Origin of the sequence: Pseudomonas sp. 18058, assembly GCF_902706155.1 — a bacterium.
GTDB lineage: Bacteria > Pseudomonadota > Gammaproteobacteria > Pseudomonadales > Pseudomonadaceae > Aquipseudomonas > Aquipseudomonas rustica.
Window position 1 is genome coordinate 1 of the sequence record NZ_CACSJY010000115.1, and the last position, 1,959, is coordinate 1,959.

Genomic DNA, 1,959 nt, shown 5'->3' on the forward strand with positions numbered 1-1,959 from the left:
TTGCGGGGGCGGGTGAGTCAGGGAGTTTGAAGGTGAATTGACGGGCCCCTTCGCGAGCAAGCCCGCTCCCACACTGGATTTGCGGTGTACACGAATTCTGTAGGAGCAAAGCTTGCTCGCGAAAGGGCCAAATCAGGCACCACAAAACTCAGGTCGGACAGGTTTCCTTGCCATGATCCAGCCCCTGCTTGTAGCTATGGCTCTGCAAACTGGCCTTACCGTTGTGCCAAGTCAACGTCAGTACATACAACGAATCGAAATCGTCGCCCGACCAGTCATCGGTAATGCTCTGCTTACCGCCCACCGCATTGCCCGCGACTTTATTGATCAGTTCCGGCAAATAACCGTGTGACCAAGCCGTGTAGATCGTCGAGTTGTGATACTTGTCGGCCGTCAGTTCGCGGGCCAGATCGCTGGTGTCATTGGCGGAAAACTCGATGTTCACCGGCAGACCGAGTTTGATCGCCGCCGGGCTGATGGTCATCAGCGGGCGAATGTAGCTGTAGGAGTTATCCAGCTCGCCTTCCTCGACATTGCGCGTCGGATTGGCGGCGAATACGTAATCGGCCTTGCCGAATTTTTCCGGGAGCAGGGTCGACAGATCGATGGCGCGGTTCAGGCCCTGGCAATTAAGCTGGCCGAGACCACCCTCGGGTTTTTCCGCGTGGCGCAGGAACACCAGGGTCTGCGTACCGTCCGCCGGTTGCGCGCGACTTTCACTGGATTCAAGCGACAGGAGCAGCGCACTGACCGCCATCAACGACGGCAGGATCATGTACGCGCGATGTTTGAAATGTTTGGCGAAACGCATAAGGTTCGTCATCAAATAAAAGGTTCTTCAGCATGTCCGGTTAAGGCTGACAAACCTTTACACCGCGGGCTTCCAGCGCCGGGTGTGTTCCCTGTCGTAGTGCGCTTCCATTGCGAAAGGCTTAGCTCAGAGTCCTCTGAACCCGATTTGGTTCGATTTTCTCGAGTGCGCAGCACTCTAACGGCAACCACGAATGGCTAGGTGGAAGGTTAACGACAGAATGTTACGGTTGATATAGGAGCTGCCGCAGGCTGCGATCTTTAGACCTTGCTTGAAGGCTCAAGATCAAAAGATCGCAGCCTTCGGCAGCTCCTACATTAATATCGGGTTTCAATTTGTGACTGGATGCTTCCCATGACCGATCTGTCCGCGTTCCCGATCACCCAGAAATGGCCGGCGCAGTACCCTGACTGGATTCAGCTCTATTCCCTGCCGACCCCCAACGGCGTAAAAGTCTCGATCATGCTCGAAGAGATCGGCCTGCCTTACGAGCCGCACCGCGTGGGCTTCGACACGCAGGATCAAATGTCCCCCGAGTTCCTGTCGCTGAGCCCGAACAACAAGATCCCGGCGATCCTCGACCCTCACGGCCCGCAAGGCGAGCCACTGCCATTGTTCGAATCCGGCGCGATCCTTATCTATCTCGCCGACAAAAGTGGCCAGTTGTTGGCTCAGGAAGGCGAGTTGCGCTACGAGACCATTCAGTGGCTGATGTTCCAGATGGGCGGTATCGGGCCGATGTTCGGTCAGCTGGGTTTCTTCAACAAATTCGCCGGCAAGGATTACGAAGACAAGCGACCGCGCGATCGTTATGTCGAGGAAAGCAAGCGTCTGCTTAACGTGCTCAACGGTCGGCTCGAAGGCCGCGACTGGATCATGGGCGAGCGCTACACCATCGCCGACATCGCCACGTTCCCGTGGGTGCGTAACTTGATCGGGTTTTATGAAGCCGGAGATCTGGTGGGCATTGAGAACTTCCCGAATGTCACGCGCGTGCTGGAGAAATTCCTCGCCCGCCCGGCCGTCGTCCGCGGCCTGACCATCCCCTCCTGACAACACACATCCCCCTGTGGGAGCGGGCTTGCTCGCGAAAGCGTCCTGTCAGTTGACGCATCTATTGCTGACCCACCGCTTTCGCGAGCAAGCCC

Annotated in this window: 2 protein-coding genes; one reads left to right on the forward strand and one right to left on the reverse strand. The window is 57.0% G+C overall.

The annotated features are described in order from the left end of the window. Positions 1–148: 148 nt before the first annotated feature. On the reverse strand, positions 149–823 hold the full coding sequence (locus tag GVL50_RS28390; RefSeq protein WP_159815841.1) for a histidine phosphatase family protein: 675 nt from the start codon (positions 821–823) through the stop codon (positions 149–151). A 342-nt stretch (positions 824–1,165) separates the two neighbouring features. Here GVL50_RS28390 and GVL50_RS28395 point away from each other — a divergent pair, with 342 nt between their 5' ends. Further along, positions 1,166–1,864: a glutathione S-transferase family protein gene (locus GVL50_RS28395; RefSeq protein ID WP_159815842.1), complete on the forward strand. Its 699-nt coding sequence runs from the start codon at positions 1,166–1,168 to the stop codon at positions 1,862–1,864. The last annotated feature ends 95 nt before the right edge of the window (positions 1,865–1,959 follow it).

What these genes read in the sequence shown, in the direction of transcription:
- GVL50_RS28390 (WP_159815841.1), bottom strand. Translation starts at nt 823, where the DNA reads ATGACGAACCTTATGCGTTTCGCCAAACATTTCAAACATCGCGCGTAC.
- GVL50_RS28395 (WP_159815842.1), top strand. Translation starts at nt 1,166, where the DNA reads ATGACCGATCTGTCCGCGTTCCCGATCACCCAGAAATGGCCGGCGCAG.